At 60.4% G+C, this 26,980-nt stretch carries 19 protein-coding genes, 1 tRNA gene and 1 riboswitch; of the genes, 15 read left to right on the forward strand and 5 right to left on the reverse strand.

All coding sequences use genetic code 11. The features are described from left to right. Positions 1 to 30: 30 nt before the first annotated feature. A riboswitch (molybdenum cofactor riboswitch) is annotated at positions 31 to 158 on the forward strand. Beyond that, positions 150 to 1,142: a GTP 3',8-cyclase MoaA gene (moaA, locus tag KF719_RS11000; protein WP_293508761.1), complete on the forward strand. Its 993-nt coding sequence runs from the start codon at positions 150 to 152 to the stop codon at positions 1,140 to 1,142. It overlaps the preceding riboswitch by 9 nt. Here moaA and KF719_RS11005 read toward each other — a convergent pair. After that, on the reverse strand, positions 1,139 to 1,915 hold the full coding sequence (locus KF719_RS11005) for a cyclic nucleotide-binding domain-containing protein (protein WP_293508762.1): 777 nt from the start codon (positions 1,913 to 1,915) through the stop codon (positions 1,139 to 1,141). The two genes, moaA and KF719_RS11005, sit on opposite strands and share 4 nt — an antisense overlap. A gap of 313 nt (positions 1,916 to 2,228) precedes the next feature. Between KF719_RS11005 and KF719_RS11010 the strand changes: the two genes are divergently transcribed. From KF719_RS11010 to KF719_RS11050, 10 genes are all read left to right on the forward strand, one after another. Then, a complete protein-coding gene (locus KF719_RS11010) occupies positions 2,229 to 4,967 on the forward strand; it encodes an MFS transporter (protein ID WP_293508763.1) in 2,739 nt (912 codons plus the stop codon). A 13-nt stretch (positions 4,968 to 4,980) separates the two neighbouring features. After that, positions 4,981 to 8,715: a nitrate reductase subunit alpha gene (locus tag KF719_RS11015; RefSeq protein WP_293508764.1), complete on the forward strand. Its 3,735-nt coding sequence runs from the start codon at positions 4,981 to 4,983 to the stop codon at positions 8,713 to 8,715. Next, the gene (gene narH, locus KF719_RS11020; RefSeq protein ID WP_293508765.1) at positions 8,712 to 10,235 is read left to right on the forward strand and encodes a nitrate reductase subunit beta; all 1,524 of its coding nucleotides are present in this window, start codon (positions 8,712 to 8,714) and stop codon (positions 10,233 to 10,235) included. The genes KF719_RS11015 and narH overlap by 4 nt, the downstream gene beginning before the upstream one ends. Positions 10,236 to 10,238: 3 nt before the next feature. After that, positions 10,239 to 10,916 (forward strand): nitrate reductase molybdenum cofactor assembly chaperone, encoded by a 678-nt coding sequence (gene narJ / locus KF719_RS11025; RefSeq protein WP_293508766.1) that lies wholly within the window; start codon positions 10,239 to 10,241, stop codon positions 10,914 to 10,916. Between the two features lie 74 nt (positions 10,917 to 10,990). Next, entirely contained in the window at positions 10,991 to 11,755 is a 765-nt protein-coding gene (narI, locus tag KF719_RS11030; protein WP_293508767.1) for a respiratory nitrate reductase subunit gamma, read from the forward strand. Further along, on the forward strand, positions 11,755 to 12,888 hold the full coding sequence (locus KF719_RS11035) for a peptidylprolyl isomerase (protein ID WP_293508768.1): 1,134 nt from the start codon (positions 11,755 to 11,757) through the stop codon (positions 12,886 to 12,888). Before narI ends, KF719_RS11035 begins: the two co-directional genes overlap by 1 nt. A gap of 17 nt (positions 12,889 to 12,905) precedes the next feature. Then, entirely contained in the window at positions 12,906 to 13,466 is a 561-nt protein-coding gene (locus tag KF719_RS11040) for a hemerythrin domain-containing protein (protein WP_293508769.1), read from the forward strand. Continuing rightward, positions 13,463 to 14,101 (forward strand): carbonic anhydrase, encoded by a 639-nt coding sequence (locus tag KF719_RS11045; protein ID WP_293508770.1) that lies wholly within the window; start codon positions 13,463 to 13,465, stop codon positions 14,099 to 14,101. Before KF719_RS11040 ends, KF719_RS11045 begins: the two co-directional genes overlap by 4 nt. Further along, complete coding sequence (locus KF719_RS18140) at positions 14,094 to 14,696, forward strand: molybdenum cofactor guanylyltransferase (protein WP_363318025.1); 603 nt, start codon at positions 14,094 to 14,096, stop codon at positions 14,694 to 14,696. The genes KF719_RS11045 and KF719_RS18140 overlap by 8 nt, the downstream gene beginning before the upstream one ends. A gap of 412 nt (positions 14,697 to 15,108) precedes the next feature. Beyond that, positions 15,109 to 16,347, forward strand: coding sequence for a hypothetical protein (locus tag KF719_RS11050; RefSeq protein WP_293508771.1), 1,239 nt, complete (start codon positions 15,109 to 15,111; stop codon positions 16,345 to 16,347). 666 nt (positions 16,348 to 17,013) lie between these two features. Here KF719_RS11050 and KF719_RS11055 read toward each other — a convergent pair. Then, positions 17,014 to 17,090, reverse strand: a tRNA-Arg gene (locus tag KF719_RS11055). Positions 17,091 to 17,255: 165 nt separating this feature from the next. Here KF719_RS11055 and KF719_RS11060 point away from each other — a divergent pair. Continuing rightward, on the forward strand, positions 17,256 to 17,765 hold the full coding sequence (locus tag KF719_RS11060) for a PAS domain-containing protein (protein ID WP_293508772.1): 510 nt from the start codon (positions 17,256 to 17,258) through the stop codon (positions 17,763 to 17,765). Positions 17,766 to 17,786: 21 nt separating this feature from the next. Here the strand turns inward: KF719_RS11060 and KF719_RS11065 are convergent, their stop codons facing one another. Then, positions 17,787 to 18,791, reverse strand: a complete 1,005-nt coding sequence (locus KF719_RS11065) for an ABC transporter ATP-binding protein (RefSeq protein ID WP_293508773.1) — start codon at positions 18,789 to 18,791, stop codon at positions 17,787 to 17,789. A gap of 170 nt (positions 18,792 to 18,961) precedes the next feature. On the opposite strand from KF719_RS11065, the gene polA reads away from it, so the two are divergent. The 3 genes from polA to KF719_RS11080 all read left to right on the forward strand — a co-directional run bounded on the left by polA (position 18,962) and on the right by KF719_RS11080 (position 23,245). After that, positions 18,962 to 21,838: a DNA polymerase I gene (polA, locus tag KF719_RS11070; protein WP_293510638.1), complete on the forward strand. Its 2,877-nt coding sequence runs from the start codon at positions 18,962 to 18,964 to the stop codon at positions 21,836 to 21,838. Between the two features lie 14 nt (positions 21,839 to 21,852). After that, positions 21,853 to 22,902 (forward strand): hypothetical protein, encoded by a 1,050-nt coding sequence (locus KF719_RS11075; RefSeq protein ID WP_293508774.1) that lies wholly within the window; start codon positions 21,853 to 21,855, stop codon positions 22,900 to 22,902. A gap of 70 nt (positions 22,903 to 22,972) precedes the next feature. Further along, positions 22,973 to 23,245 carry a hypothetical protein gene (locus KF719_RS11080; RefSeq protein ID WP_293508775.1) on the forward strand — a complete coding sequence of 91 codons (273 nt, stop codon included), beginning with the start codon at positions 22,973 to 22,975 and terminating at the stop codon, positions 23,243 to 23,245. Positions 23,246 to 23,325: 80 nt separating this feature from the next. On the opposite strand, the gene KF719_RS11085 is transcribed toward KF719_RS11080, so the two are convergent. Further along, positions 23,326 to 24,939: a phosphoenolpyruvate carboxykinase gene (locus KF719_RS11085; RefSeq protein ID WP_293508776.1), complete on the reverse strand. Its 1,614-nt coding sequence runs from the start codon at positions 24,937 to 24,939 to the stop codon at positions 23,326 to 23,328. A gap of 326 nt (positions 24,940 to 25,265) precedes the next feature. Further along, on the reverse strand, positions 25,266 to 26,753 hold the full coding sequence (locus KF719_RS11090) for a M20 family peptidase (RefSeq protein ID WP_293508777.1): 1,488 nt from the start codon (positions 26,751 to 26,753) through the stop codon (positions 25,266 to 25,268). Between the last annotated feature and the right edge of the window lie 227 nt (positions 26,754 to 26,980).

Here is a 26,980-nt window from a genome sequence, read left to right on the forward strand (position 1 = left end):
CAAAGACAGAAAAGGGTCGGCACCCTACCCTAAATAAAATCGCTCCGAGCCGGCCCACCTAAAACGCCTCCTTTCTGCGTCAAGGCGCTCCGGCCGTAGGTGGCAGCGGGAAACCCTGCCGCCTCCCGTGCTTGGAAAGGAGCCTTGCGATGACAGTTCCCGGCGCAGCTGCGACGGATGCCTTTGGGCGCAGGTTCAGATACCTGCGGCTATCAGTGACCGAAGTCTGCAATTTCCGTTGCACCTATTGTCTCCCCAATGGCTTCCAGAAAGCCGGGTCTATGGATTTTCTGTCCACGGACGAGATCGGGCGCCTGGTTTGCGCTTTTTCCGGGCTGGGGATCGGAAAGGTCCGCCTGACAGGCGGTGAACCGACGGTACGAAAGGATATCGGTGGCCTGATCGCCCGGGTCGCAGCGCAGCCAGGCATCGACAAGGTTGCCCTCACGACCAATGGCTGGAACCTGTCGCGCCATATCGACAATTGGGTTGCGTCGGGCCTCACCCATCTCAATGTCAGCGTCGATGCCCTTGAACGGGAAACGTTCAGGAAGATTACCGGGCATGACCGCCTTGAGGATGTGCTTGCAGGCCTTGAGCGCGCCCAAACACTTCCGCTCAAGGCGGTCAAGATCAACGCCGTTTTGTTGCGAGATGCTCTGAATACGGATTTTTCAGCTTGGACCGAATTTGTCAGGTATCGCCCCATTGCGATTCGTTTCATCGAGCTGATGCGAACCGGCGATAACCGAGCATTCTTCGAAGACCAGCATGTAAGTGGCCAGATCCTTGGCAGGTGGCTCGAAGAGAGGAACTGGACACCGCGACCACGCGGCAGAGATGACGGGCCGGCAATCGAGTATTGTCATCCCGGTCATGCTGGCCGTATCGGGATCATAGCGCCCTATGCGCCCGGTTTCTGTAACGGGTGTAACCGGCTCAGGGTGACGGCGCGTGGGCAACTTCGGCTCTGTCTCTTTGGTCAAGGTGGCCGCGATCTGAGGGACCTTCTGGCGTCTGACGAGCAGAGGAGCGCTCTCCAGCAGCGCGTTGCCGATGCGCTTGCGTTCAAGCCGGCCTCGCACGCGCTCCACGCGGCCGATCCTGGCGATATTATGAACCTTGCGCAGACGGGCGGCTAAACCCCGGGTTCTCTGTCGAGCAGCCCTTTCTGCCGCTCTGTATATGCCTCACCGAGTTCATTTCGGGGCTGAGAGTAATGGTTGTCTATGAGGAGGCTGGGACGCGCGAATTTCTCAAGCGCCGCCGTCTTGTCCAGTCGCACTTGAGCGCCCACTACGGTGACGCCTTGTGCCTGTAGTTTAGAGAAGGCGCGCGACAGGTTTTCCGGGCTCATCCCCAGAAGCGACGCCAGCACACGTTTTTCATGCGGAAGCACGATCTCAGTCTTGCCACCCTGCTGGGCGCGTTGGATCAGCAGGTAGTTTGCGAGCCGTTCTGTCGAATCCCGCAACTTCTGATTCTTAATCGAGCGGACGAGGCCCCGATAGCAACCGGCGAGCTCTTCGGAGACGGCGAAGCAGAATTCTGCGTCCTCCTTCATTGCGCGGCGAAGGGACTCGCCTGGCACCATGAGAATTTCGGATCGCTCAAGCGTCACGGCGGACATGAGCGCGTCGGCATCAAGCACGACGGCGGCGAGGATAAAAGTAGATACGGGTCTGAGGACAGCCAGCGTCGTATCCCGGGATTTCCAGCCAGCGCCCAGTTCGACCGATCCTTCCAACAGGATGTAAAGAAAATCGACCGAATCGCCTTCCATCAGCAGGGTTGTTCCGGCTGGAAACTTCTGCAGGAAGGCACCTGCAATTGCCCATCCAAAGGTTTGGTCGTTGGCTGACCGAAAGAGGGAAAGGTTCCGGACGTGCGCGGCGTCTGATGGCTTCAAAGGCATGTGAGATCCCCGGTCGCGCTGCAGGCGAGTCGTCCACATGACGATTCTGCGTAAGACTGGTTCGTGACCTCGATCAGCCTAATCGCCGCTTGATAAAAGTCAATCACATCAATTGCAACGGTCACCAAGATGCGCGCATGAAATCATGAGCGAACCCTCCTCTGATCAGGCCAAGCAAGATTGATCTCAAGTTGCGCAGGTGGACGGACATCCGCCAAGCGTTGGCTTCACAAATATCAAGGCTTGCGCCTCCGGCGAGTGACACCTTTGGGGCGCTTCGGAAATTTCGGGCGCTTTCAGGGGAAGTGCATCCATGACATCTGCCGCCGGACCATCCGTCAAAGGTGCAAATACCGCCCTCGGCCTGACGACATTCGCCTTTACTGCCTGTTTTGCGGTCTGGACGATCTTCGCAATTGTGGGCGTGCAGATACAGAAAGATCTTGGCCTCACGGAGACGCAGTTCGGCTTGCTTGTCGGAACGCCGATCCTGACCGGTTCGCTGTCTCGCCTGTTTCTCGGCATCTGGGCTGACCAGTATGGCGGACGGATCGTCAATCTCCTGGTCATGCTCCTCTCCGCACTCGCCACCTGGCTCCTGACCTTTGCCACCACCTATCCGCAGTTCCTGCTGGCTGCTCTTGCCATTGGCATTGCCGGCGGCTCCTTCTCCGTTTCGATCACTTATGTCTCGAAATTCTTTCCGCCTGAAAAGCAAGGCACTGCCCTTGGCATCGTCGGTGCCGGGAATGTCGGCGCGGCTGTCACCAAGTTTGCAGCGCCGCTCGTCATGGCTGCGATCGGCTGGGAAGGCGTAGCCAATGTCTGGGCACTGGCGCTGGTCGCCGTCGCGATCATCTTCTTCTTGTTTACAAAGGATGAGCCCGAACTTGCCGCCCGCCGGCTTTCAGGGGCGCGTCCCCGCAGTTTTGCGTCTCAGTTCGAGCCTCTTCGCAACGTTCAGGTTTGGCGCTTCTCACTCTATTACTTTTTTGTGTTTGGCGCGTTTGTGGCGCTCGCGCTCTGGCTGCCGCACTACCTGATCGGTGTCTACGGGTTTGACATAAAGACAGCAGGCATGCTGGCGGCGGCTTATTCGATCCCGGCCTCGGTCTTCAGGGTGTATGGAGGCCACCTGTCGGACAAGGTTGGTGCACGGACAGTCATGTACTGGACCTTTCTGGTTTCGGTGGCGATCACTTTCTTCCTGTCCTATCCGCCGACGTCCTATGTGGTTGACGGTATTAGTGGGCCGATCAGCTTCCGGCTGGCAACAGGACCGATCACTTTCGTGGTGGCGATCTTCGTACTCGGCTTCTTCATGAGCCTCGGCAAGGCGGCGGTCTACAAACACATACCGGTCTATTACCCTAAGGATGTGGGTGCGGTTGGGGGCTTGGTCGGCCTGATGGGCGGGCTTGGCGGGTTCTTCATGCCAATCATCTTTGGGCTGCTCAATGACCTGACGGGAATATGGACAAGCTGTTTCATGCTTCTATTTCTGGTTGTGTCGGTTTCGCTCATCTGGATGCATTTCGCCATCCGGCACATGGAGCGTCAGGCGGCCGGCGCAACGCTGGATGCGCTTCCCCAACTCCCTGAGATGCAACCGATCCATGGCGAGAAGGAAGCCCGCGCGCTGGCGCCCAAGCTTATCGAGGACTGGCGGCCGGAAGATCCGGAATTCTGGGCGACCACAGGAAAGAAGATTGCATCTCGAAATCTCTGGCTCTCCGTTCCGGCGCTGTTCCTGTCTTTCGGCGTATGGATGGTCTGGTCTGTCGTCGTCGCCAAGATGCCGCAAATCGGATTCTCCTACACCACGGACCAGCTGTTCTGGCTTGCCGCCCTCCCAGGTCTGTCGGGAGCGACGCTACGGATATTCTACAGCTTCATGGTGCCCGTATTTGGCGGCCGACTCTGGACGACCCTGACGACCTGGTCGCTCATGATCCCGGCGTTCGGCATCGGCTTTGCGGTGCAGAGCCCCGAAACGCCTTACTGGATCATGCTGGCGCTCGCGCTCCTGTGCGGCTTTGGCGGCGGCAACTTTGCATCCTCAATGTCAAACATCGGCTTCTTCTTTCCCAAGAAGGAAAAGGGCAATGCGCTCGCCATGAATGCCGGACTTGGGAATCTAGGCGTCAGCGCCATGCAGTTCCTTATCCCGATCATCATCACTGTGGGCGTCTTCGGTGCGCTGGGCGGCAATCCGCAGATTGCTGATACCGGCGAGGAACTGTTTCTCCAGAATGCCGGGTTCATCTGGGTGCCCTTCATTGCCCTGAGCGCCTTCGCCGCATGGTTCGGTATGAATGATCTGTCCACGGCCAAGGCATCCTTCGCGGACCAGGCGGTCATTTTCAGCCGCTCCCACAACTGGATCATGTGCTGGCTCTATACCGGTACTTTCGGATCTTTCATCGGTTTTTCGGCGGCGTTCCCGCTTCTGACAAAAACGCAGTTCCCGGAAGTCAACGTACTTCAGATCGCCTTTCTGGGACCGCTTGTCGGCGCCCTTTCGAGGTCATTCACGGGATGGATCTCGGACCGGTTTGGTGGTGCGCGCGTGACGATGGTTGTGTTCCTGATGATGATGGTGGGCACTGTGGGTGTGCTGTACTTCCTCGGAAACAAGGACCAGCCGGGGGCCTTTGCGGGATTTTTTGCCTGCTTCATTGTCCTCTTCTTCGCGACCGGCGTCGGCAACGCATCGACCTTCCAGATGATCCCGGCGATCATGCGAAAGGAACTTGCACGTCTTGAGCCTCACCTCAAAGGTGACGTGCTGCTGCGCCAGTCTGAAAAGGAAAGCGCCGCGATCACAGGCTTCACAAGCGCGATTGCCGCCTATGGCGCCTTCTTCATTCCGAAGAGTTTCGGCATGTCTCTGGCGGCAACCGGGAGTGCCGCCATAGCCCTCTACGCTTTCCTCGCCTTCTACGTTTCCTGCCTGCTGATCACCTGGTTTGTCTATGTCCGGCCAGGGGGACTCCTGTTCGACGTTGAAAGCGGCCGCGCGCCAACGCTTTCCCCCGCCCAAGCTGAATGAAGGGAAGAATATCATGAGCCATACACTTGACCGCCTTACCTTCTTTCGCCGGCATACGGAGACCTTTTCCGGAGGGCACGGCGTTCTCAGCGACGAAGATCGCACCTGGGAGGAGGCCTACCGGAACCGATGGCGCCATGACAAGATTGTCCGGTCCACACATGGCGTGAACTGCACTGGATCCTGCTCGTGGAAAATCTACGTCAAGGGCGGTATTGTCACTTGGGAAACACAGCAGACAGACTACCCGCGTACGCGCGACGACCTGCCCAATCATGAACCGCGGGGATGTGCGCGCGGCGCCAGCTATAGCTGGTATCTCTACTCCGCGAACCGGGTCAAATATCCACTTGTTCGTGCCCGTCTTCTCCGGGCGTGGCGGGAAGCGCGCAAGTCTTTGCCGCCGGTCGCGGCATGGAAGTCCATCCAGGATGATCCCGCCAAACGTGAGGAATACGTCACACGTCGCGGCATGGGTGGTTTTGTACGCGCCCACTGGGACGAAGTGAATGAGATCATCGCGGCAGCGAACGCACATACGATCCGCAAGTGGGGCCCGGACCGCGTCTTTGGTTTCTCTCCGATCCCGGCCATGTCGATGGTCTCTTACGCGGCCGGGGCTCGCTATCTCCAACTGATCGGCGGCGTAACGGGTTCGTTCTATGACTGGTACTGCGATCTGCCACCGGCGAGTCCGCAAACCTGGGGCGAACAGACGGATGTTGCCGAAAGTGCAGACTGGTACAATTCCAATTTCCTGATCTTGTGGGGGTCGAATGTTCCTCAGACCCGCACCCCGGACGCGCACTTCTATACGGAAGCGCGCTACAAAGGGGTGAAGTCGGTCGTCATCTGCCCGGACTATTCCGAAGCATCCAAATTCTCCGATCTCTGGCTGGCGGCAAAGCAGGGAACCGATGCGGCGCTTGGCATGGCATTCGGTCACGTTATCCTGACCGAATACCACCGGGACCGGCAGGTGCCCTATTTCCGGGACTACGTACGTCAGTACACAGATTTACCTCTGCTTGTCCGTCTTGCCCCGCAGGAGGATGGGTTTGTACCTCAACAGCTTTTGCGCGCCGCTGATTTTGATGGCGCTCTTGGTGAGAGCAACAATCCCGATTGGAAGACCGTCGCGATTGACGAAAAGACCGGCAAAATCGTTGTGCCGAATGGATCGATTGGCTTCCGCTGGGGTGAGGATGGCAAGTGGAATCTTGAGGAACGTGAGGCTGGTGGCGCGGAAACGGTACTTCGCCTTGGCCTGAAGGGCATTGAGGATGAGATCGCGAAGGTCCGGTTTCCGTATTTTGCGAACACGGCGTCCAATGGGTTCGCTTCGACGGACCACCCGAGTGTCCTGACACGGAATATTCCGGTCAAGAAGGTCAAACTCGCCGACGGCTCGCAGGCGCTGGTCGCATGCGTCTATGACTTGCTGATGGCCAATTATGGTGTCGATCAGGGCTATGGCGGAGAGCATCTGGCCGCTGGCTATGATGATATGGAGCCCTACACGCCTGCCTGGGCGGAGGAGATCACCTCTGTTTCGCGCGAGAATATTATTGCAACGGCCCGCGGTTTTGCCACCAACGCCGAGAAGACCAATGGCAAGTCTATGGTCATCATCGGCGCCGGCATGAACCACTGGTATCACATGGACATGAACTACCGCGCCGTGATCAACATGCTCGTCCTGTGCGGTTGCATCGGTCAGTCTGGCGGCGGCTGGTCGCACTATGTGGGCCAGGAAAAACTTCGCCCGCAGACCGGTTGGGCGCCTCTGGCCTTTGCGACCGATTGGGTCCGTCCGCCGCGCCAGCAGAACTCGACTTCGTTCTTTTACGCGCATACCGATCAGTGGCGTTATGAGACGGTTCCCGTTGAAGAAATCCTCTCGCCGACTGCGGATGCCGGCGATTGGGCAGGGAGCTTCATCGACTACAATGCCAAGGCTGAGCGCATGGGCTGGCTGCCTTCAGCGCCAGCGCTGAAGGTCAATCCGTTGGAGATTGCGGATCGGGCGAAGGCGACCGGCACTGATGCGAAGAACTATGTCGCGCAGGCGCTGAAGTCCGGTGAACTTGAAATGTCCTGCATGGACCCGGACGATCCGCACAACTGGCCTCGCAACATGTTCGTCTGGCGCTCCAACCTTCTTGGGTCGTCCGGCAAAGGCCATGAGTATTTTCTGAAACATCTGCTTGGTACCGATCATGGCGTTCAGGGCAAGGACCTTGGTGAAATGGGTCGAGACAAGCCGCGCCAGGTGAAGTGGCACGATGAGGCGCCGCGCGGGAAGCTCGACCTATTGGTGTGTATCGACTTTCGTATGTCGACGACTGCCGTCTATTCCGACATCGTCCTGCCTACGGCGACTTGGTACGAGAAAAACGATCTCAACACGTCCGATATGCACCCCTTCATTCACCCGCTCGGCGCGGCCGTGGATCCTGCCTGGGAAAGCCGGTCAGATTGGGAAATCTTCAAGGGCCTTGCAAAGAGTTTTTCAGAAGTCGCGCCTGAAGTGCTTGGGGTGGAAACAGATGTCGTCCTGATACCGATCCAGCATGATAGTGCCGGAGAGCTGGCGCAGGCACACGGCGTAAAGGACTGGTATGCGGGCGAGTGCGACCCGATCCCGGGTAAAACAATGCCTTCTGTCGTTGCTGTTGAGCGAGACTACAGCCAGATCTACGCGAAATTCACCGCGCTGGGACCGCTCCTGGACAATCTCGGCAATGGAGGAAAAGGGATTGGCTGGAACACGACGGATGAAGTCGAAAGGCTCACCTCGCTGAATGGCAAGGTGCTCAATGACACGGTCTCCAGGGGAAGACCCCGAATAGAGAGCGATATAGATGCCTGCGAGATCATTCTCATGCTGGCGCCAGAGACCAACGGCGAAGTGGCAGTCAAGGCGTGGAAATCGCTCGAAAAGCAAACCGGCAGAGAACATGCTCATCTCGCCATTCCCAAGGAAGACGAAAAGATCCGGTTCCGGGACATCGTGGCTCAGCCACGCAAGATCATCTCGTCGCCGATCTGGTCCGGCATCGAGAGTGAGCATGTCAGCTACAATGCCGGTTATACGAATGTACATGAGCTGATCCCCTGGCGCACTCTGACAGGGCGTCAGCAACTATATCAGGATCATGACTGGATGAGGGCATTCGGCGAGACACTGGTGGTCTACAAGCCGCCTGTCGATCTGAAGACCCTCCATGTGAAAGGCGACAAACCCAACGGTAACCCGGAGATCACCCTCAACTTCATTACCCCGCACCAGAAATGGGGCATCCACTCTACCTACACTGACAACCTCCTGATGCTGACGCTCAATCGCGGCGGACCCGTCGTTTGGGTTTCAGAGACGGACGCCAGGAAGGCCGGCCTCGTCGACAACGACTGGGTCGAAGTCTTCAATGCGAATGGTGCGCTGACAGCGCGGGCCGTAGTCTCTCAGCGAATCCGCGAAGGCACGATGTTCATGTATCACGCTCAGGAGAAGATCGTTAACACGCCGGGATCCGAGATTACCGGCAAGCGCGGCGGCATCCACAATTCAGTGACGCGAGCAATTCTCAAGCCAACGCACATGATCGGCGGTTACGCTCAGCTCGCCTACGGGTTCAATTATTACGGCACCGTCGGGTCAAACCGCGATGAGTTCATCATCTTACGTAAGATGTCGAAGGTTGACTGGCTCGAAACACCTGCGGCTCAAGCGGAGGGCGCACAATGAAGATCCGTGCACAGATTGGAATGGTCCTGAACCTCGACAAATGTATCGGGTGTCATACCTGTTCGGTGACCTGCAAGAACGTCTGGACCAGCCGCGAAGGTGTCGAATACGCCTGGTTCAACAATGTTGAGACCAAGCCCGGGATAGGATTTCCCAAGGATTGGGAAAACCAGAAGCGCTGGAATGGCGGCTGGCGACGCAAAAAGAACGGCCGGATCGAACCGCGTATGGGGGCAAAGTGGCGGATCCTGGCAAAGATATTTGCCAACCCGGATTTGCCTGAAATTGACGACTATTATGAGCCGTTTGATTTCGACTATGCGCATCTGCAGACGGCTCCGGAGATGAAGGCCTTTCCGACCGCGCGCCCGAGATCGAAGATAACCGGCGAGCGAATGGAAAAAATCGAATGGGGCCCGAACTGGGAGGAAATTCTCGGCGGCGAGTTCGAAGGGCGCAGCAAGGACTACAACTTCGAAGGTGTCGAGAAGGCCATCTACGGCGCCTTCGAGCAGACCTTCATGATGTACCTGCCGAGGCTCTGCGAACACTGCCTCAACCCGACCTGCGTGGCTGCCTGCCCATCGGGAGCCATCTACAAGCGCGAAGAAGACGGCATTGTACTCATCGACCAGGACAAGTGTCGCGGCTGGCGAATGTGTGTGTCGGCATGTCCCTACAAGAAAGTTTATTATAATTGGGAGAGCGGAAAATCGGAAAAATGTACCTTCTGCTATCCGCGCATTGAGGTCGGCCAGCCGACAGTCTGTTCCGAGACCTGCGTGGGACGGATCCGCTATCTTGGCGTGCTTCTGTATGATGCCGACAGGATCGAAGCTGCCGCCAGCACGCCGGATGAACAGGATCTATACCAGGCCCAGATCGACGTGTTCCTTGATCCGAACGATCCGGCGGTCATCGCTCAGGCTCGTGCGGATGGCATACCTGATGCCTGGTTGAAGGCGGCGCAGCAAAGCCCCGTCTACAAGATGGCGATTGAGTGGAAGGTCGCGTTCCCGCTGCATCCCGAATACCGGACGCTGCCCATGGTCTGGTATGTCCCGCCGCTTTCGCCGATCCAGTCGGCTGCGGCGGCCGTAGCGCTCGAGACCGATGCGGAGATGCCGGATGTCGCATCCATGCGCATTCCGGTTCGGTACCTGGCCAACCTTCTGACTGCCGGCAAGGAGGAGCCTGTTGTCGCAGCGCTCGAGCGGATGATGGCGATGCGGAGGTATATGCGCGCCAAGACTGTTGAAGGGGTGATCGACCATCCGACTGCGGAGCGCGTCGGACTGACGGCGCAACAGATCGATGAAATGTACCGCTACATGGCGATCGCGAATTACGAAGATCGTTTCGTCATTCCGACGAACCATCGCGAGACCAGTGAAGATGCGGATGGCCTTCGCGGAGGGTGTGGTTTCACATTCGGTAATGGTTGCTCCGGCGGGCGTACGGAAGTCGGCCTGTTCGGCAAGGACAAGCGCTCGCGGGCAAAAACACCGATGGAGATTTAGGCCATGGCCGTTACTTATCGCGCACTGTCGCGCCTGATGTCATATCCGGAGGCGATGCTCCAGAAGGAAGCTGGAGTTTGCGTTGAGGCTATCCGCGGTGAAGGGCTGGTGCCGGACCGCATCCTGGCGTCGCTACGCAGACTGGCCGACTATCTCTCCGGAAGTGACCTGTATGAGGTGCAGTCCGCATACGTCGATTTGTTCGACCGCACGCGTAGTCTTTCTCTTCACCTCTACGAACATGTACACGGAGAAAGCCGGGAAAGAGGGCCGGCGATGGTCGGACTGATTGAACTCTATCGCGAACATGGCCTTGAAATGGAGGTCAGCGATCTCCCCGACTACCTGCCGGTTTTCCTGGAGTTTCTGTCAATTCTCCCGGATGAGCAGGCAGCATCGCTCATTGGAGAAGCGGCTCATGTCCTGGAGGCGATCTCCGAAAGACTGAAGAAACGCCAGAGCCCCTACCGATCCGCTTTCGGCGCTTTGCTGTCCATCTCGGACAAGCCTGCCGACCAGGCAGCTGTCCGAAGTTTGCTTTCGCTCAAGGATGACGACCCCAACGACTTCGAGGCGCTCGACAAGGCGTGGGCCGAAGAACCCGTAACCTTCGGCCCCGACACGACACAGGATGGCTGCTCCAAGGCTCAGTCCATGCTCAATCAAATGCGCGGAGGCTAACTTTGCGAACAGAAATGAAATTGGACGGGCGCTCGATACGAGCTTCTTGCTGACTGAGAAGAAGGAGGCCGGTCATGGCTCAGGATTACACGACTGCACTTGCCAGCGCGGGATGGCTCGATCAGGCCCTGTTCGGGTATTATCCCTACATCGCTCTTGCCGTATTGGTGATCGGCTCTGTCGTCCGGTTTGACCGGGAGCCCTATACGTGGCGCTCGGGGTCATCCCAACTGCTTCGACGAAAGCAGCTCATGCTGGGATCGGTGCTGTTCCATGTCGGCGTGCTGGTCATTTTCGTTGGACACTTTATCGGCTTGCTGACGCCGATTGAACTCTTTGATGCGCTGGGAATCAGTCACAGCGCCAAGCAAGTCCTTGCGATCATTGCGGGCGGGATAGCCGGTACCTTCGCAATCCTGGGCGCTCTGATCCTCCTTCATCGCCGCCTGTTCGATCCACGCATTCGTGCGACGTCGAGCTTTGGTGACACGGCAATACTCGTCGTCCTTACACTTCAACTCGCGCTTGGGCTTTCGACGATCCCGCTATCGGCGCAGCATCTTGATGGTTCAGAGATGGTGAAGTTCATGTCCTGGGCCCAGGGTATTTTCGCCTTCAGGCCCGGCGCGGCAAACTACGTCGCGGATGTTCACTGGATCTTCAAGGCGCATCTTTTTCTGGGGCTGACAATTTTCCTGGTGTTCCCTTTCACGCGTCTCGTTCACATGCTCTCGGCGCCGGTCTGGTACCTCAATAGGCGGGGGTGGCAACTCGTTCGGACCCGGCGGGATCTGGCGGCTGACAGCAAGCGGGCCAAATCATCAGCAGGAGGTGTGTGATGTCTGGTCCTACGGCCGTCTTCCATGGCGTGGAAGTACCTGAAACGCTACTGGCAACGGAAATCCAGAACCATCAGGCAGCGACGCTGTCAGAAGCACGTGCCCAGGCTGGACGTGCGCTGGCAGTGAAGGCCGTCCTGCTTGATCGCGCCAGAGAGCTTGGCCTGGAAGCTGACCCGGAGCGCAATTTTGACGGACAAGAGGAGACCTGTGAAGAAGCACTCATTCGCGCTGTGCTCAGTGAAGAAATAGATGTCGACGCACCTTCCGAGGCCGATCTTCTAGCCGTCTATGATGCCCAGCCAGAAGCATTTATGTCTCCGCCTCTGATCGAGGCCGCGCACATACTGGTGGCGGTTTCCGGTGAGGATGCCATTGATCCTGCCGCTGCGCGGGCAAAAGCGACTGACCTCATCTTTCAGCTAAGGTCACGTCCGGAAATTTTCGGACGGTTGGCGATGGAACATTCCGCATGTCCATCAGCCAGCGAAGGCGGGTCGCTTGGGCAGCTGCGCCCCGGCGACATCCTTCCGGAAATCTGGAACGCGCTTATGGAGATGAAGGCGGGCGAGGTTTCAAGCGAGCCCGTGCTGACTGAGCATGGCTGGCATGTTCTCCGCCTTGACCAACTGTCACCCGCCGCGCGCTTACCCTTTGAGTATGTCCGCCCCCATATCGCGATGAAGATCGAAGCACGGTTCTGGACCAGGGCAGCGGCGCGCTATGTGGATGTGCTTCTCGGGAACTCGGCGGCAGAGCCCCGGTTGAAGCTCGATACCGATGGTCGGTTATCTGAAGAAGAGAACAGCATCCCGCGCCTCGACGGACTGCTCGGTTCCGCGCTGGCAGACATCGAAAGCATTTATGATCAGCTTCCGCCACGTATTCGCCAATCTGTCGAGTTGACCGCTGATCGGGAGGGGGAGGCACCCGGCGGGGTACTCGCCCGGTCAATCCGGAAATTTCTCGCGTCTGCCAATGACGAGGCATGGACCCAGCTGATCTCCAAGCTGCGGGACAGTTCTTCTCCCCTTGTAGACAGTCTTGACGTGGTCGTCGCACACCAGCTGCCTCCGGTCCGCACGTCGCATCGCCTCATAGAGATGAGAGGCAGGGTCGAGACAAAACCCTGAAGGTAAGGAGATGGGCTATGGTCAACATAAAGAAGGTCGGAGAAATCGAGTCGGCACCGCTGGAATTGCTGGGCGAGCCGCTGGTCTGGTTCTTTGCCGAGCACTATCGCCACCGCGACGTGTGCAAGCGGCTCCTTCAGCTCATTGATGTGGTTGAGTTTGACCGGAACGCGCTGAGCGCGATCCTGGAATTTCTTGAGTGTGACCTGCCCATCCACATCCTTGATGAGGAAGACGATCTCTTCCCTCTGATGCGCAAACGATGTGAGCTCAATGATCATATCGAGAATGTGCTTGGTTTTCTTTCCGGCGAACACGCGACGGACATGCATGATGCATCTGAGGTGAAGTGCGTCATCGCCAAGGCCATTTCCGAAAAACGAGGACTCGGATGTTATTCGGAATCTCGATCGGTGATCGAGCAGTTCTGCACTGGTCTGAAGGGGCATATTGCCGTTGAGAATGCCGTCGTCCTACCCGTTGCACGGGTGCGGCTTACCGAGACAGACCTGCGTAACCTTGGGCGGCGGCTTGCCGCCAGACGCGGACTTCCGGACCCATTTCCCGAGGCGTCATGATAGACACGCTCATAAGAAACAATATGGCTTGGGCCCGCGCTCGCATGCATGCAGATCCCCCGTTCTTCATGCGCCTTTCCGAACAACAGGCGACTGAATATCTATGGAAAAGCTGCGGTGTCAGCCGAGTCCCGGCGAATGAAGTCGTAGGACTGGACCCCGGCGAGCTGTTTGTTCATCGGAACATGGAAAATCTGGCGCCGTCGAGAGACATCAACTTCCTTTCGGTCCTTCAGTATCCCCTCAAGATGCTGAAGGTCAGGCACACCATCGTCTGCGGGGGTTATGGGTGTGGTGGTGTTCGCGCTGCGCTCGATAGCAACCGCCGCGGACTGATTGATTACTGGTCGAAACCGGTTGCAGACCTCGCGCACCGGTGCGCTGAGCGCTTTGATGCGATCACGGACTTCAAAACAAAGGTAAACGCTACCTGCCAACAGAATATGAGAGCCCAGGGTGAGTATGTAGGACGCAACCGCTTCATCTTCGATGCGTGGTGCCGATGTCAGACCTTTGACATACATGGTTGGCTCTACTCAGTTCGCGACGGTCTTATCCGGAACTTCGATCTGACCGTAGAAAAGGCGATGGATGTCGAAACGCTTGCGCGGCGCTCCTGGTGTCCAGATGGTTGAATTCGGTGTGATCATTCTGGCCGGTGGTGATGGCACGCGCATCGGCGGCAGAAAGGCTGAACGCTTTCTCGCCGGGAAGCGACTTATCGATCACGTGTCTGCGCTGGTGAATGGCTTGCGAGTGCCTGCGGTAATAAATGTCAGACAGCGAGGCCAGGTGGGAAAAACGTGTCTGCCTGAGATCACAGACCATCCGGCTGCTGAGGGACCACTTGCCGGATTGCTGGCTGGCATGGATTGGGCACTTGCGAACAACCTGGCTGGATTCGTTACATATCCTTGTGACAGCCCTTTCTTGCCTTGCGATCTGTTCCTGCGCCTTGTGGCCGCTGTCAGGGAAACCGACTGTCCTGCCGTCGCCGCGCAGCAAGGCGCATCATATCCCACATCTGCGGCTTGGCCTTCCACCTGTCAGGGCACCCTCAGGAAATACGCCCTCGAGGGACGGCGAAGCCTTCACGGAGCGCTTGAGCGCTGCCGCGCTGTTCAAGTTGAATGGAGTCCTGACCGATCCGCAGAGTTCATGAACATCAACACAATGGAAGATTTGTTGACGGCAGAACATGTTGTCCAATCCGGGACTTGCAGGACTTGACCTGCCATTGAAGTTTCCCCTTCGGGGACTAGAGCTGCGGTACGCAGTTTACCCTCTCGGGCGTGTTGAGTAACAGGTCAGCACGCGGCGTTTTCGGAGCGTCGAGAGTTTAGGTCGGTTGCGATGAGTTCGGCGACGGAGGCTATTTCGTCAATAAATCGCGGCGGTGGAAATTTGGCTGGGGACAAAGGTCCAGGCGCGGTCCACCTTCGACTTCGACCCATCCCCCCTCAGCTTGTGCGGCCGGCTGTCAGTCTTGCTGGGGAAGTCGCAATAGCCCAATTGGGCTTCGACACCGGTCATCCGGTGAATATCGGTTCAGACAATGACGTCTGTTTCGATGAAAGCTCGTCGAGCGGGCGCTTTTTTTGTGGCTCGCGGCTGGTGCCGCCAAGTGAAGGATGGACGGCGAATGCGATCGTATCAGTCGAAACGCACCTGTCTGGTTGCTGCTCTTGTCATTTCCGCGGCCGGCGCCGCCAGCGGCCCCGCCCAGGCCGAAGAGGATTTCAGCGAAGCGCTTCTCGGCGGCAAGCCGATCATCGACCTGCGTCTGCGTTACGAGCATGTCGAACAGGAGGGATTGCCGAACAACGCGAACGCCTATACGGGTCGCGCGCGCCTCGGTTACGAGACCGGATCGTTCTACGGCTTCTCGGCGTTGGCCGATTTCGACCTGATCGGTCATGTCGGTCCTGAAGACTACAACGACACCATCAACGGCCGGGCCACCTATCCCGTCGTGCCCGATGCCGACACGGCGGAGCTGAACCGGCTGCAGATTGCCTACACCGGACTTCCTGCCACAACGGTGACGGTCGGCCGCCAGCGCATCATTCTCGGAAATGCCCGCTTCGTCGGCAATGTCGGCTGGCGCCAGAACGAACAGACCTTCGACGCCTTTCGTGTGGTCAACACGAGCCTGCCCGACACGACGCTCGGCTACGCCTATGTCAATCGCGTCAATCGCATCTTCGGCGAAAACAGCCCCGCCGGACGTTTCCGTGGCGACACGCATCTCTTCAATGTTGACTATGCCGGGCTTGGCGTCGTGACCATCGGCGGCTACGCCTATCTCCTCGATCTCAACGAAGCACCGGCGCTGTCGACGGCGACCTATGGCGTTCGCCTCTCCGCACCTTTCGACATTGCCGAAGGCACGAAGCTCACGCTGATCGGCGAATACGCACATCAGAACGACCACGCGGGCAATCCGCTGTCGCTCGATCTCGACTACTACCTCGCCGAAGCGACGGTCGCCCATGGCGCCGCAAGCCTGACGGCCGGCTATGAACGGCTTGGAAGCGACGGCACCACGGGGTTTTCCACGCCGCTTGCCACGCTTCACGCCTTCAACGGCTGGGCCGACGCTTTCCTTGCGACGCCTGCGGCAGGTCTCGAAGACATTTATGTCGCTGCATCATACGCGCTGACCGGCATTCCGATGGTTTCCAAGCTCGTGCTCGGCGTGGCCTATCACGAATTCTCATCCGACAAGGGCGGCGTCGACTTCGGCAATGAATTCGACGTCGTCGCAAACTTCGTTCTCACCAGTCGGCTGTCGTTCAACGTCAAATACGCCAGCTTCGACGGCAAGAACGGCTTTGCCGACCGCGACAAGACCTGGATTTCCGTCACATACGCCTATTGATCGTCTGTCGCTGGACAGAACGGCACATGCACTCGCGCCAACGGGCGCTGGCACGCTGACGCTAACTTGTCGCCGGTTTGGAACCATAGGGCGTGATCAACCGGTGAGGGAGCACGCGGCCGGCCCGGCTTAACATGTCAGTACCTTCTTCCCAACCCAACTGTTGCACTTCAAATGTGAACTCACAGTCCCACAGGATGATGTCGAGGCGGTCAGATGGTACCGGCTGGCGGCGGCACAGGCGGATGCCGACGCGCAAAACAATCTCGGGTCATGTATGCCAAGGGCAAGGTGCCCCGCAGGATAATGTTCGGCGCACATGTGGTTCAGCCTCGCGACCACCTTTGCGACTCATTCAGAAGTTCGTGATGCCATAACCAAACTACGCGACTTTCTCTCGATTTTAATGTCGCCCGCACAGATCGCCGACGCGCAGAAGCTGTCCCGTGAATGGTTTGCGCGGTTTGAGACTCGAGACTGACAAGTAGTCTCAACGGCAGCACGAGGATTTTGGCACCCCAGCGAACTCCAGGGCGCGTCGCGTGTGGACCAACAGCAAGCCCGCCGCATGAAGCCATCTGGGGGAATGCTGGGGGAATAAGCAATCGCGAAGTGATTGCAGTCATCTCCGCAAGAACGGTAACTATTTGAATTATATGCTAGAATTGGCGCACCCGAGAGGATTCGAACCTCTGACCTCTGCCTTCGGAGGGCAGCGCTCTATCCAGCTGAGCTACGGGTGCGGGCCGCCGGGGAAGCCCGGCCGAAGCGCGCCGCAAGGTAGAACAAACTGGGCGCCCTGACAATCGGCGGCATCGGGGCCTGTCTTGGCGGCGCGCTCGAATCCGCCTATAGCAGGGAACCCGCTATTTCCGCGCCATGCGCCTTTCAAAGAGTTCTGCGTTCCCATGTCGATGTCAGCGCCGGAGGCCCTGCGGCTCGCGCCCCTCGATCTTTTCATCGACCCGCTCCTGTCGTTTCAGGATGCCCGTCTCCGCGACATGCTGGCCTATTGGGAGCGCCAGCGCGGCGGCAAGCCCTGTCCGGCGCGCGCCGATGTCAGCCCCGCCGATATTGTCAGCCATCTGCCGTCGGTTTTTCTGGTCGATGCCGAGCCGCCGGCGCTGTCGCTGTCGAACTTCCGTGTACGTCTGATGGGAACGGCGCTGAACGAACTTTTCGCGCGCGACTTCACCGGCCGCACGCTCGAAGGCGACATCGCCGAAAAGCCCGCCGCCGCCATCGCCAAGGTGCTGGGCGTCGTCTGCCAGTTGCGCCGCCCCTTGCGCGTTTACGGCGCGGCGGTTTTTTCGCCATCGGGTCCCGCGACCGAAATCGAGGCGGTGCTGTTGCCGCTCTCGGCCGGCGCCGGCGTCGACATGGTGCTGGGCGAGCTCGTCAAACGGGCATCGGCGTGACGGATATCGCTGCGGCGGGCACTATTTCGTCGATGTGAGCTGCATGAAGACGTCTTCGAGGTCGGATTCCTCCGTCGAGATGTCGCGGATTTCGAGCCCCGCATCGCTCAGTGAACGGAGGATATCCATGGCGCCGGTCTCGGCCGGGTTGTATTGCACGGTCAGCGCTCCGTCGGGCCGGAGTTCCGCCTTCAGGCCGGCAAGCGCCGCCGGCAGCGCCGCGAGCGGCCGCGCCATCCGCACGATCAGCCGCTTGTCGCTGATCCGCGAAAGCAATTGGTCCTTCGGCTCGCAGCACACCACCTCGCCCTTGTCGATGATGGCGATGGTGTCGCACAGCGCTTCCGCCTCTTCGAGATAATGCGTCGTCAGCACGATGGTCGTGCCGCGCGCGTGCAACCCCTTCACATAGTCCCAGAGCTGGCGGCGGAGTTCGATGTCGACGCCCGCCGTCGGCTCGTCGAGGATCAGCACCGGCGGGTTGTGCACCATCGCCTTGGCGACCAGCAGCCGCCGCCGCATCCCGCCGGAAAGCGTGCGCGCATAGGCGTCCGCCTTGTCGTCGAGCCCCATGGCCTTGAGGATTTCCATGGTCCGCCGCTCGCGCTTCGGCACGCCATATAGGCCGGCCTGCATTTCCAGCACCTCGGCCGGCGTGAAGAACGGGTCGATGTTGAGTTCCTGCGGCACCACGCCGATCGAGGCCCGCGCCTGGCGCGGATTGACGTCGATGTCGAAACCCCAGATCGAGGCCGATCCCGACGTCTTGATGACGAGCCCTGCGAGTATGTTGATGAAGGTCGATTTGCCGGCGCCGTTCGGCCCCAGAAGCGCGAAAATCGAACCGCGCGGAATCGCAAGGTCGATCCCCTTCAGCGCTTCCTTGGCAGGTTGGTTGCCGCTCGCCTTGTAGACCTTCCGCAAGTTGCGCGCCTCGATGGCGTATCGCGCCGCGGCGTGCGGCGCGGGCTCGGCCGGCATGCGGGCTTCGACGGTCGGGTCTGTGTCGGCAAGCGAATGGGCCATGACGCGGGGCTCTTTTTAAAGGCTTCGATGCGGGTTCTGTTGCGGAGCGGCGAACGCGTTATAGTGGCGTCCCGCCGCGAGGCGGAGGGCAAGCATAGGCCTCATAGATAGGGAAGGCGAGGCGCGTGGCAAGCGGCAAAACGGAAAAGAAAGCGGCGGCGGGAAAGCCGCTGAAAAAAGGCGATCACCTCTTTCTGGTGGACGGATCGGGCTACATTTTCCGCGCCTATCATGCGCTGCCGCCGCTGACGCGCAAGTCCGACGGCCTCCCCGTCGGCGCCGTCGCCGGCTTCTGCAACATGCTCTACAAGCTGATCGAGGATACGAAGGACGAATTCGAGCCGACGCATCTCGCGGTCATTTTCGATGCCTCGTCGAAGACCTTCCGCAACGACATCTATCCCGAGTACAAGGCCAACCGCGCCGAACCTCCGGAAGATTTGCGCCCGCAATTCGCGCTGGTGCGCGACGCGACGCGCGCTTTCGGCGTGCCCTCGATCGAGATGCTGGGCTTCGAGGCCGACGATCTGATCGCCACCTATGCGCGCCTCGCGGCGGAAGCGGGCGCCCGCGTCACCATCGTCTCCTCCGACAAGGACCTGATGCAGCTCGTCAACGACCGCGTCGACATGCTCGACACGATGAAGCTGAAAACGATCGCGCGCGACCAGGTGATCGAGAAATTCGGCGTGCCGCCCAAAAAAGTCGTCGATGTGCAGGCGCTGGCTGGCGACTCGACCGACAATGTGCCCGGCGTCCCCGGCATCGGCATCAAGACGGCCGCGCAACTGATCGAGGAATATGGCGATCTCGAAACGCTGCTCTCCCGCGCCGGTGAAATCAAACAGCAGAAGCGCCGCGAAAACCTGATCGAGTTTGCCGAGCAGGCGCGCATTTCGCGCAAGCTCGTCGAGCTCGACAACAACGTGCCCGTCGACGTCGACCTCGACACGATGGCTGTCCGCGACCCCGACCCCGAAACGCTGATCGGTTTCTGCAAGGACATGGAATTCTCGACGCTGACGCGCCGCGTCGGCGAACGCTTCAACATCGATGTCGATGCGATCCCGGCGACAGGCGCCCATCCGCCGCAAGCGGAGGCGGCGAGGGACGCCGGTGGCAAGCCGGAAAAGCAGGTGGCGGCGCGCGGCGCGCGCGGCGGCGTTCCGGGCGCAATGCCGAAGGGCGTCGACGCCGATTTCGCGCAAGCCAGTTACACGGCGGTTGTCACGCGCGCCGATCTCGAAACATGGATCGAAAAGGCGCGCGCGCAGGGATATGTCGCCATCGACACCGAAACGGATTCGCTGAACCCGATGCAGGCCCGCCTTGTCGGCGTGTCGATGGCGCTGGTGCCCGGCGAGGCCTGCTACGTGCCGCTGCAACACGGCGCCGGCGACGGTCTCGATTTCGCGGATGCGGGCGCGCAACAGCAGATCCCGCTGAAGGATGCGCTGAAGGCGCTGAAGCCGCTGCTCGAAGACCCGTCCATCCTGAAGATCGGCCAGAACCTCAAATTCGACATGCTGGTCTTCCGCCAGCACGGCATCGCGCTCACAGCCCTCGACGACACGATGCTGATGTCCTACGCGCTCGATGCCGGCGTTCACGGCCACGGCATGGACGAGCTTTCCGATCTTTTTCTTGGCCACAAGCCGATCCCGTTTTCGGAAGTGGCGGGCAAAGGCAAGGCGCAGATCACCTTCGACCGCGTGCCGGTCGACAAGGCGGTCGCCTATGCGGCCGAGGATGCCGACGTAACGCTCCGGCTCTGGCACATCCTGAAGCCGCGCCTCGTCGCCGAGCGCCGCATGACGGTTTACGAAACGCTGGAGCGGCCGCTGGTGCCGGTGATCGTCGAAATGGAACGTGCCGGCGTCAAAGTCGACAAGGCGGTGCTGGCGCGGCTCTCGTCCGACTTCGCGCAGAAGATGGCGCGCTTCGAGGACGAGATTTATGTGCTGGCCGGCGAGCGCTTCAACATCGCCTCGCCGAAGCAGCTCGGCGAAATCCTGTTCGACAAGCAGGGCATTCCCGGCGGCCGCAAGACCAAGACCGGCGCCTGGTCGACCGATGCCGACATGCTGGAAGCGCTGGCCGCGCAAGGCCACGAGTTGCCGCGCGCGGTGCTCGACTGGCGCGGTCTCGCCAAACTGAAAAGCACCTACACGGATGCGCTGCCCGAATTCATCGACAAGGATACCGGCCGCATCCACACTTCCTATTCGCTGGCCGCGACCTCGACCGGCCGCCTCGCCTCGACCGAACCCAACCTGCAGAACATCCCCGTGCGCACCGAGGACGGCCGCAAGATCCGCACGGCCTTCGTCGCCGAGAAGGGCAACCTGCTGATCTCGGCCGACTACAGCCAGATCGAGCTTCGGCTGCTGGCGCATATCGCGGACATCGAGGCGCTGAAAAAAGCCTTTGCCGACGGGCTTGATATTCACGCGATGACGGCGTCGGAAATGTTCTCGGTGCCGCTGAAGGACATGGACCCCGGCATCCGCCGCCGCGCCAAGGCGATCAATTTCGGCATCATCTACGGCATCTCGGCCTTCGGTCTCGCCAACCAGCTCGGCATTTCGCGCCAGGAGGCCGGCGACTACATCGCGCGCTACTTCGAACGCTTCCCCGGCATCCGCGCCTATATGGACGACACCAAGGACTTCGCCCACAAGAACGGCTATGTCGAAACCATTTTCGGCCGCCGCATTCACCTGCCGCAGATCAACTCGAAAAATCCGGCCGAAAAGAGCTTTATGGAACGCGCGGCGATCAACGCCCCGATCCAGGGCTCCGCCGCCGACATCATCCGCCGCGCCATGATCCGCATGCCGGGCGCACTCGCAAAGGCAAAACTTTCGGCGCGCATGCTGCTGCAGGTCCATGACGAACTGATTTTCGAGACGCCGGAGAAAGAAGCCGAAAAGACCTGTGAAGCGGTGGCGAAGATCATGTCGGGCGCCGCGGCGCCGGCGCTCGAACTTTCGGTGCCGCTCGACGTCGATGCCCGCGCCGCCAAAAACTGGGATGAGGCGCATTAGCAGAAGGCGGCGGTATGGACAGCGAAGATCAACGCAGAAAGAGCTGGGAGAACGCGCTCGCCGACGCGCTTCCCGTCAGCCCCTTCCTGATTGGCGGCGCCGTCTCGGCTCTTTTCTTCGCGAGTTTTCTCCTCACGGCCTTTCTTTCCGGCGTCGACATCGTTGTTATTCGCCCTGACGAGGTCTCTCTCTCGAGCGAGGCTTGGGCGGCGCTCGCCCTTTCGCTTCTCTGGTTTGCAATTCTCGGCATCGGCCGCTACACGGTCGCCGGAAACCTGCGCGACGCGCGCCTGTTGGTCGGGATCGCCCCCAACATCACCGCGGCCGAGGTCGAGCGCCACGCCCTGGGCGTCACGCCGCGGGAGCTTTCCCGCTCGCGACTGGCGGGGCTCGCGGGTTTCGTCGCGGGGGCCGTTCTCTATCCGATCGCCGTGCTGGGTGTCCGGCAGAACGGCTGGTCCGCATTCGAAACGCCGGTCGATATCTGGATGTTGTGCATCGTTTCGCTGCTCGTCATGCAGTTGTTGCGTCGCATTTATTTCCTGCGCGGCGATACAAGGCTTTTCTCGGATGCGCTGAAGGGGCTCGAACCTGACCTGTCGGATATCTCGCAACTCGATGCCTTCGGTCGCGTCGCATTGCGCGGCGCGCTGCCCTGGTTCGCCGTATCGGGTGTCGTTGCCCTGCTGCTGGTCGGACAGGACGCGGACGGCATCACTGCGCCTGCTCTGGTCCTGACGCTTGCCGCGGCCTTCTTCGTCTTCTCCCGTCCCATGCTGCGCTCGCACCGCGTCATCCGGCGGGCCAAATACCGCGATCTCGCCCGGGTCCGTAGCGAAATCCGCCGTCACGAAAGAACCTTCCGCAATGGCGGCGAGGCGGCGCGCGAAGCAGCGCTGATGCTTTCCGCGTTCATTGCGCTCGAAAGACGGCTGGAACGCATGCGCGAATGGCCGCTTGACCTTCAGACGGCGGGCCGCCTCATCCTCTATGCGGCCATCCCGCTCGGCTCATGGGTGGGCGCGGGTGCCGTCAATATCGCTCTCGAAGCACTGGTCGTGTGACGCGCTCGCCGCGCGCCGCTTTCGCCCTATATGAATCCGGGACGCGCCGTTAACAGCCGGAGGACCGCCGATGCCGACGCCGAAGGAGAACAGGAAAAAAGTCGACGAGGCCGAAAAGGAAAGCTTCCCCGCTTCCGACCCGCCCGCCTGGACGAGCGGCGCGGCCTCGCCCGAGGCCGATGCAAAGCGTGCCGAAAAGGCGGCGGAGAAAGCCGAGAAGGAGCGCGACGCCGAAGAAGCGGAGATCGACGAAACGCTGGATGAAAGCTTCCCGGCCTCCGATCCGCCCTCATGGACAGGCACCCATGCCGGCGACGGTCATAACCCGCCGGACAGGAAGTAAAATCGGCGCCGTCGGATCGCGCGCCAACGAAAAAGCCCGGCGGTTTCCCGCCGGGCTTTCGCGTTTGGTATGAAGCGCGCTTACTCGGCGGCGCGGGCGGCGGCGGGCGCTGCGGCGCGGACGTCCGGATCGACATGCGCCTCGAACTTGGCGAAATTGTCGATGAACATTTTCACCAGCTTCTGCGCCTGCGCGTCATAGGCGGCTTTGTCGGCCCATGTGTCGCGCGGGTTGAGGATCTTGTCGTCGACGCCCGGCACACTGACCGGAACCTCGAAGCCGAAGTTCGGATCGGTGCGGAAAGCGACATTGTTGAGCGAGCCGTCAAGCGCGGCGGCGAGCAGCGCCCGCGTCGCCTTGATCGGCATGCGTGAGCCCGTGCCGTAGACGCCGCCGGTCCAGCCGGTGTTGACGAGCCAGCACGAAACCTTGTGCTGGGCGATGAGGTCGCGCAAGAGGTTGCCGTATTCGGTCGGATGGCGCGACATGAAGGGCGCGCCGAAACAGGTCGAGAAGGTCGCTTCCGGCTCCGTCACACCCTTTTCGGTGCCGGCCACTTTCGCGGTATAGCCCGACAGGAAGTGATACATCGCCTGGCTCGGCGTCAGCCGCGCGACCGGCGGCAGCACCGAGAAGGCATCCGCCGTCAGCATGATGATGTTTTTCGGGTGCGGCGCGCGGCCCGTGGGGCTGGCATTCGGAATGAACGAAAGCGGATAGGCGCCGCGCGAGTTCTCGGCCAGCGCCGCGCTGTCGAGATCGAGTTCGCGGGTGTCGTCGTCCATCACGACGTTTTCAAGCACGGTGCCGAAACGCTTGGTGACGGCATAGATTTCCGGCTCGGCTTCCGCCGACAGCTTGATCATCTTTGCGTAGCAGCCGCCTTCGAAGTTGAAGACGCCGTTTTCCGACCAGCCATGCTCGTCATCGCCGATCAGCGTGCGCGTGGCGACCGCCGAAAGCGTCGTCTTGCCGGTGCCCGAAAGGCCGAAGAAGATCGCCGTGTCGCCTTCCGGTCCGACATTCGCCGAGCAATGCATCGGCATCACGCGCTTCGGCGGCAATTCGTAGTTGAGCATCGAGAAGACGGATTTCTTGATTTCGCCCGCATAGGATGTGCCGGCGATCAGCACGATGCGCTTGGCGAAGTTGCAGGCAATCACGGTGCCGGTGCGCACGCCGTATTTGGCGGGGTCGGCCTCGAAGCTCGGCAGGTCGATGATGGTGAATTGCGGCTCGAAATTGTCGAGCTCTTCCGGCTTCGGTTCGATCAGCAGGTTCTGGATGAACAGCGAGTGCCAGGCATATTCGGTGTAGACGCGGGTCGCGAGGCGGTGGGTTTCGTCGGCGCCGCCGAAAAGGTCCTGAATGAAGAGTTCCTTGCCCTCGGCGTGTTTCAGCATGTCGGCATGGAGAAGGTCGAAGGCCTCGGCCGTCATCGATTTGTTGTTGTCCCACCAGACGGTCTTTTCGGTGGAGGCGTCGCGGACGATGAATTTGTCTTTGGCGGAGCGGCCGGTGTGAACGCCGGTCTTGACGACGAAGGGCCCGTTGGCGGCGACGTGGCCCTCGTTCCGTTTTATCGCTTCTTCGTAAAGCGCGGCGGGGCGGTAGTTCCAGTGCGCGGCGGCAAGATTTTTAAAGCCGCTTTTGTCGGCGCCGAAACGGCTGATGATGGGCCCGGTCTGTTTCACAATTCTCTCCTCGTGATCCCGAGAGGCCCCCGCGGGCCGTCTGGCTTGTTCGCTTCCCCGCCGCCCGGTTCCGGAAAACCCGTCGGGCGATTATTGTCGCGCCGGTTTGGGCGCGTCGGTCATCCACTGGAAATATAGCAAAACTGGGGCCAGATGCCCCGGTCTCTCTCCAGCGGGTCGGAAATTCGGCGTCAACATACTGGCGGCCCCTCCCCGGCGCAACCGCTTTGCAAGGCGCTTGCAAAGGGTGCGGCGAAGCGCCCCTCTTGCCCGCCAAAGCGGCTTTCATGGCGCAAAAAGCGGCAGCCTTAACCCTGAAAACGGCGTTATTCGGCGGCCTCCATCGTTTCCATCAGCCGGACGTAAAAAGCCACCGCCTCCCCCATATTGGCCACCGACACGCGCTCATTGGTGCCGTGGAAGCGGGCCATGTCGTCCGGGCCCATGCGGATGGGGATGAAGCGGAACACATTGTCGGTGATCGGAAGATAGTGGCGGCTGTCGGTGCCGCCGACGACCAGATAAGGCGCAGTGATCGTGCCCGGAAAACTCTCGCCGATGACGCGGGTCAAAAACTTGTAGCCGTCGCCTTCGATGTTCGACACCTGCGAGGCCTCGCGGATGCCCGGCAGCGGTTCGATCTTGACCTCCGGGTCGTCGATGGCCGCGCGCACATGCGCCATTACCGTCTCGGCATTGTCGCGCGGATGAATGCGGAAATTGACGACCGCGCGCGCTTCCGGCGGCAGCACGTTTTCCTTGTTGCCGCCCTCGATGATCGTCGGCGCGATCGTCGTGTGAATTTGCGCCGCGCTGGTCGGGCTCTTTTCCATCACGCCGCGCACCACGGGCTCGAAGAGCCAGAGATTGGCATAGACCAAGCGTTGCAGAAACGGCGCCGCCTGCGCCAGTTCCTCGATCATGCCGCGCGTCGCGCCGTCGACGCGGGACGTAAACGGCGCATCGCCGATCCGCTCCAGCGCGCGCGCCAGCCTTCCAATGGCGGTTTCGGCGGCGGGCGAGGGCATCGACGAATGTCCGCCGCGCGAATAGGCGACGATGTCGAGCGAGATCGAGCCCTTCTCGGCCACGCCGATCATGGCGACGGGCGTGTTGACGCCGGGCAGCATCCCGTGGCCGATCACGCCGCCTTCGTCTTTCACCCAGTGCAGCCGCGTGCCGCGCGCCTGCAGCAGCTCTGCCAGCACCTTGTTGCCGGTGCCGCCGCCGATTTCCTCGTCATGGCCGAAAGCGAACATGATGCTGCGCACCGGCCGGAAGCCGCGCGCCGCCAGCAACTCGGCCGCCTCGACCATCGCGATCAGCGAGCCCTTGTTGTCGATCGTGCCGCGTCCCCACACATAGCCGTCGGCGATGGCGCCCGAAAAGGGCGGATGCTCCCACTGATCTTCCGTACCCGGCGCAATCGGCACCACGTCGATATGCGACATCAACAGCACCGGATCGAGCGTCGCGTCGCTGCCCGCCCAGGTATAAAAGAGCGTGTGCCCGCCGACGATCTCGCGGCTCGTCGCTTCGGTGAAGGCCGGATAGGTCGCGTCCATCCAGTTGCGGAAGCCGGTAAAGGCCGCGTCCGAGCGGGCGACGGCGGCGGCGTCCGCGCCGCGCTGATGCGAAATCGTCTCGAAGCGCACGGCTTCGGCGAGATGCGCGGCCGCGCGTTCGGCGTCGATGCTGGCCGCCTGCCCCGCAGCCTCGACATTGAGCACCGGCACCGCCAGCGTCCGGCCGACAAGCACCGCGATCAGCAGGATGATGAGCCCGGCAAACCCCGCCAGAACGCGCTTCAGCATGATATTCCCCCCTCATTGGCCGCTTCCCGGCCTTCTTCCATTCACCTACTCATGGCCGTCCGGCCGCGCGCTTGTCAAATCGGCCGTTTGCGCGCCGCGCGGGGCATGGCGTGTGAGGCACCAACCCCTTATACTGCCGCCACATTTTGGGCCAAAAGCGACCCTAAGCCTCATCGCCATGCTGGGCGGCGTCTGAGAGCGGGGTATGCCGATGCAAGAGGTCCGGA

Origin of the sequence: Parvibaculum sp. (assembly GCF_019635935.1) — a bacterium.
Classification (GTDB): domain Bacteria; phylum Pseudomonadota; class Alphaproteobacteria; order Parvibaculales; family Parvibaculaceae; genus Parvibaculum.

Excerpts from the sequence above, each read along its gene's own strand:
- KF719_RS11040 (WP_293508769.1), top strand. The coding sequence starts at position 12,906 with ATGGTCAACATAAAGAAGGTCGGAGAAATCGAGTCGGCACCGCTGGAA.
- KF719_RS11045 (WP_293508770.1), top strand. The coding sequence starts at position 13,463 with ATGATAGACACGCTCATAAGAAACAATATGGCTTGGGCCCGCGCTCGC.
- KF719_RS11080 (WP_293508775.1), top strand. The coding sequence starts at position 22,973 with ATGCCGACGCCGAAGGAGAACAGGAAAAAAGTCGACGAGGCCGAAAAG.
- KF719_RS11035 (WP_293508768.1), top strand. The coding sequence starts at position 11,755 with ATGTCTGGTCCTACGGCCGTCTTCCATGGCGTGGAAGTACCTGAAACG.
- KF719_RS11050 (WP_293508771.1), top strand. The coding sequence starts at position 15,109 with ATGCGATCGTATCAGTCGAAACGCACCTGTCTGGTTGCTGCTCTTGTC.
- KF719_RS11090 (WP_293508777.1), bottom strand. The coding sequence starts at position 26,753 with ATGCTGAAGCGCGTTCTGGCGGGGTTTGCCGGGCTCATCATCCTGCTG.
- KF719_RS11075 (WP_293508774.1), top strand. The coding sequence starts at position 21,853 with ATGGACAGCGAAGATCAACGCAGAAAGAGCTGGGAGAACGCGCTCGCC.
- KF719_RS11005 (WP_293508762.1), bottom strand. The coding sequence starts at position 1,915 with ATGCCTTTGAAGCCATCAGACGCCGCGCACGTCCGGAACCTTTCCCTC.
- narJ (WP_293508766.1), top strand. The coding sequence starts at position 10,239 with ATGGCCGTTACTTATCGCGCACTGTCGCGCCTGATGTCATATCCGGAG.
- KF719_RS11015 (WP_293508764.1), top strand. The coding sequence starts at position 4,981 with ATGAGCCATACACTTGACCGCCTTACCTTCTTTCGCCGGCATACGGAG.
- KF719_RS11060 (WP_293508772.1), top strand. The coding sequence starts at position 17,256 with ATGTCGATGTCAGCGCCGGAGGCCCTGCGGCTCGCGCCCCTCGATCTT.
- KF719_RS18140 (WP_363318025.1), top strand. The coding sequence starts at position 14,094 with ATGGTTGAATTCGGTGTGATCATTCTGGCCGGTGGTGATGGCACGCGC.
- moaA (WP_293508761.1), top strand. The coding sequence starts at position 150 with ATGACAGTTCCCGGCGCAGCTGCGACGGATGCCTTTGGGCGCAGGTTC.
- narH (WP_293508765.1), top strand. The coding sequence starts at position 8,712 with ATGAAGATCCGTGCACAGATTGGAATGGTCCTGAACCTCGACAAATGT.
- KF719_RS11010 (WP_293508763.1), top strand. The coding sequence starts at position 2,229 with ATGACATCTGCCGCCGGACCATCCGTCAAAGGTGCAAATACCGCCCTC.
- narI (WP_293508767.1), top strand. The coding sequence starts at position 10,991 with ATGGCTCAGGATTACACGACTGCACTTGCCAGCGCGGGATGGCTCGAT.
- KF719_RS11065 (WP_293508773.1), bottom strand. The coding sequence starts at position 18,791 with ATGGCCCATTCGCTTGCCGACACAGACCCGACCGTCGAAGCCCGCATG.